Annotated in this window: 2 protein-coding genes; one reads left to right on the top strand and one right to left on the bottom strand. The window is 62.7% G+C overall.

Annotated features, from left to right (window positions below):
- On the top strand, positions 1 to 3,413 hold a 3,413-nt coding region (locus tag WB785_RS12055), incomplete at its 5' end, for a multifunctional oxoglutarate decarboxylase/oxoglutarate dehydrogenase thiamine pyrophosphate-binding subunit/dihydrolipoyllysine-residue succinyltransferase subunit (RefSeq protein WP_424079418.1).
- Between the two features lie 43 nt (positions 3,414 to 3,456).
- On the opposite strand, the gene WB785_RS12050 is transcribed toward WB785_RS12055, so the two are convergent.
- Positions 3,457 to 4,445: MMPL family transporter (locus WB785_RS12050; RefSeq protein WP_424079417.1), on the bottom strand; the 989-nt coding region annotated here is incomplete at its 5' end.

Raw genomic sequence — 4,445 nt, 5'->3', positions numbered from 1 at the left:
GCCCGGCACCAGGCGAAGGTGATGAAGTCCAGGTACTGCGAGGCGCGGCCGCCGCCGTCGTGAAGAACATGTCGATGTCGCTGGATCTGCCGACGGCTACCAGCGTTCGGGCGATTCCGGCCAAGCTGATGATCGACAACCGGACCGTCATCAACAACCAACTCAAGCGCACCCGTGGCGGCAAGATTTCTTTCACCCATCTGCTCGGTTACGCGTTGGTGCAGGCGCTCAAGGCTTTCCCGAACATGAACCGGCACTATGCCGAGGTCGACGGCAAGCCCAATGCGGTTACGCCGGCTCACATCAACCTTGGCTTGGCGATCGACCTGCAAGGCAAGGACGGCAAACGCTCGCTGGTGGTGGCGGGCATCAAACGATGCGAAACCATGCGATTCGGGCAGTTCGTCGCCGCTTATGAAGACATCGTCCGCCGTGCCCGCGACGGCAAGCTGACCGCCGAAGACTTTGCCGGCGTGACGATTTCGCTGACCAACCCCGGCACGATCGGCACCGTGCACTCGGTGCCGCGGCTGATGGCGGGCCAAGGCGCCATCATCGGCGTGGGAGCCATGGAGTACCCGGCCGAATTCCAGGGTGCCAGCGAGCAGCGCATCGCCGACCTGGGTATCGGCAAGCTGATCACGCTCACGTCGACCTACGACCACCGCATCATCCAGGGCGCGGAATCGGGTGACTTCCTGCGCACCATTCACGAGATGCTGCTCTCCGACGGTTTCTGGGACGACATCTTCCGCGAGATGGGCGTGCCGTACTTGCCGATCCGGTGGAGCACCGACAACCCCGACTCGATTGTCGACAAGAACGCCCGCGTGATGGAGTTGATCGCGGCCTACCGCAACCGCGGCCATCTGATGGCCGACATCGATCCACTGCGCTTGGACAACACCCGCTTTCGCAGCCACCCCGATCTCGAAGTGCTGACCCACGGCCTGACACTGTGGGACCTCGACCGGGTATTCAAAGTCAACGGCTTCGCCGGTGCTGAATACAAGAGGCTGCGCGACATCCTGGGTCTGTTGCGCGACGCCTACTGCCGCCACATCGGCGTCGAGTACACCCACATCCTCGACCCCGAGCAGCAGCAGTGGCTGGAAGAGCGCGTCGAGACCAAACACGTCAAACCGACTGTGGCCCAACAGAAATACATTCTGAGCAAGCTCAACGCAGCGGAGGCGTTCGAGACGTTCCTGCAGACGAAGTACGTCGGGCAGAAGCGGTTCTCGCTGGAGGGCGCCGAAAGCACGATCCCGTTGATGGACGCGGCGATCGACCAGTGCGCCGAGCACGGCCTGGACGAAGTGGTCATCGGGATGCCGCACCGCGGTCGGCTCAACGTGCTGGCCAACATCGTCGGCAAGCCGTACTCGCAGATCTTCAGCGAGTTCGAGGGCAACCTGAACCCCGCGCAGGCGCACGGCTCCGGCGACGTCAAATACCACCTCGGCGCCACCGGCGTGTATCTACAAATGTTCGGCGACAACGACATTCAAGTATCGCTGACCGCAAACCCGTCGCACCTGGAGGCAGTCGACCCGGTGCTGGAGGGTCTATGCCGGGCCAAGCAGGACCTGCTCGACCACGGGCCCACCGACAGCGAAACCGAAAAGGCCTTCTCGGTGATGCCACTGATGCTGCACGGCGACGCCGCATTCGCGGGCCAGGGCGTGGTCGCCGAGACGCTGAACCTGGCGAAGCTGCCCGGCTACCGGGTCGGCGGCACCATCCACATCATCGTCAACAACCAGATCGGGTTCACCACATCGCCGGAATACTCCAAGTCCAGCGAATACTGCACCGACGTCGCAAAGATGATCGGCGCGCCCATCTTCCACGTCAACGGCGACGACCCGGAGGCCTGCGTGTGGGTGGCGCGCCTGGCCGTGGACTTCCGGCAAATGTTCAAGAAGGACGTCGTCATCGACATGCTGTGCTACCGACGGCGCGGCCACAACGAGGGCGACGACCCCTCGATGACCAACCCCGCCATGTACGACGTTGTCGACACCAAGCGTGGCGTCCGCAAGACATACACCGAAGCGTTGATCGGCCGTGGCGACATCTCGATGAAAGAGGCCGAGGACGCGCTGCGTGACTACCAGGGCCAACTGGAGCGGGTTTTCAACGATGTCCGCGAACTGGAGAAGCACGGCGTACAACCGAGCGCATCGGTGGAGTCCAACCAGATGCTCGCCGCCGGGCTCGACACCGCGGTGGACAAGGCGTTGCTGGCCCGCATCGGCGACGCATTCTTAGCGCTCCCAGACGGGTTCACCGCGCACCCGCGCGTTACCCCGGTGCTGGAGAAGCGGCGGGAGATGGCCTACGAGGGCAAGATCGACTGGGCGTTCGGCGAACTGTTGGCGCTGGGTTCGCTGGTGGCCGAAGGCAAGTTGGTGCGGCTATCCGGGCAAGACACCCGCCGTGGCACCTTCTCCCAGCGCCACTCGGTGATCATCGATCGGCATAGCGGCGAAGAGTTCACACCGCTGCGGCTGTTGACCACCGACCGCGACGGCAACCCGACCGGTGGCAAGTTCATGGTCTACGACTCGCCGCTGTCGGAGTACGCGGCCGTCGGCTTCGAGTACGGCTACACCGTCGGCAATCCGGACGCACTGGTGTTGTGGGAAGGCCAGTTCGGCGATTTCGTCAACGGTGCGCAGTTGATCATCGACGAGTTCATCAGCTCCGGCGAGGCGAAGTGGGGGCAGCTGTCCAGCGTCGTGCTGCTGCTACCGCACGGCCACGAAGGCCAGGGCCCCGACCACACCTCCGGCCGCATCGAACGTTTCCTGCAGTTGTGGGCGGAGGGTTCGATGACGATCGCGATGCCGTCGACTCCGGCCAACTATTTCCACTTGCTGCGTCGGCACGCCCTCGACGGTGTGCAGCGCCCGCTGATCGTATTCACACCAAAGTCCATGTTGCGCAACAAGTCCGCAGTGAGCGACATCCGAGATTTCACCGAGGACAAGTTCCACTCGGTGCTTGAGGAACCCACGTACGCCGAAGGCATCGGCGATCGCAACAAGGCAACCCGAATGCTGCTGACCAGCGGGAAAATCTATTACGAGCTGGCCGCTCGCAAGGCCAAGGACAACCGGGACGACATCGCGATCGTGCGCATCGAACAGCTCGCCCCGCTGCCGCGCACACGACTACGCGAAATGCTGGACCACTACCCAGGCGTCGGCGAATACTTCTGGGTGCAGGAAGAGCCAGCCAACCAGGGCGCGTGGCCCCGCTTTGGCCTGGAGCTGCCCGAGTTATTCCCCGAAAAACTGACTGGGATCAAACGCATTTCGCGCCGTGCTATGTCAGCGCCGTCCTCGGGCTCGTCGAAGGTGCACGCAGTCGAGCAGCAGGAGATCCTCGACTTGGCGTTCCGCTGAGCTACCGAAACCCATGTCGCGCAGTCAACTGCGCGCCACCTTGCTATCGGTGGTAGGCGTGTCGATGTCCGTGCTCTGAACCGTTGCCGTTCGCCACGCCGCTACCGTTGCCGTTCGCCCCGCCGTGGCCGTTGCCGTTGGCGACTGCTGCGGGGACCGCGATTTCGGCAGTGTCCTCGCTATCGATGTGGTGGCCGACGCGAGCCGGGCGTGAGTACAGGTGCCAAACGTTCGTAGGCCACCAGAACCAACGTCCCAGCATCGCGGCAACGGATGGCGTCATGAACGAGCGAACGATCAAGGTGTCGAACAACAGACCGAGACCGATGGTGATACCCACCTGGCCGACTGCACGGTTATCGCTGACGATCATGGACGCCATCGTGAAGGCGAAGACCAGACCGGCGGCGGTCACGACCTTGCCGGTACCGCCCATCGCACGGATGATGCCCGTCTTCAGCCCGGCGCCGATCTCTTCTCTGAACCGTGCGACAAGCAGCAGGTTGTAGTCAGACCCCACCGCCAAAAGGATGATCACCGACATCACCATCACGAGCCAGTGCAACGGGACACCGATCAGGTACTGCCAGACCAACACCGATAGCCCGAACGAGGCGCCCAGCGAAAGCGCTACTGTCCCAACGATTACCAAAGCGGCAACAAGACTCCGCGTGATGATCAACATGATGATGAAGATCATGCACAGCGAGGAAATGCCCGCGATCAAGAAGTCGTAGTGCGACGCCTCTTTCAAGTCCTTGAAGACCGAAGCTGTGCCGGAAATGTAGATCTTGGAGTCCTCCAGCGCCGTGCCCTTGAGCGACTCGTAGGCGGCTGTCCTTATCCTGTCGATGCGCGCCATGCCCTCGTCGGTCGCGGGGTCTCCCTTGTGCGAAATAACGAAGCGCGCAGCCTTGCCGTCCGGTGACAAAAACAGCTTCATCACGCGCTGGAAGTCCGGGTTGTCGAAGGCCTCGCGCGGCAGGTAGAAGGAGTCGTCTTTCTTGGCCGCGTCGAAGTCCTTGCCCATCG

Source organism: Mycobacterium sp., assembly GCF_049585075.1.
Classification (GTDB): domain Bacteria; phylum Actinomycetota; class Actinomycetes; order Mycobacteriales; family Mycobacteriaceae; genus Mycobacterium.
Note: the sequence above shows the minus strand (reverse complement) of the source record. Positions and strands in the feature narration are given on the sequence as shown.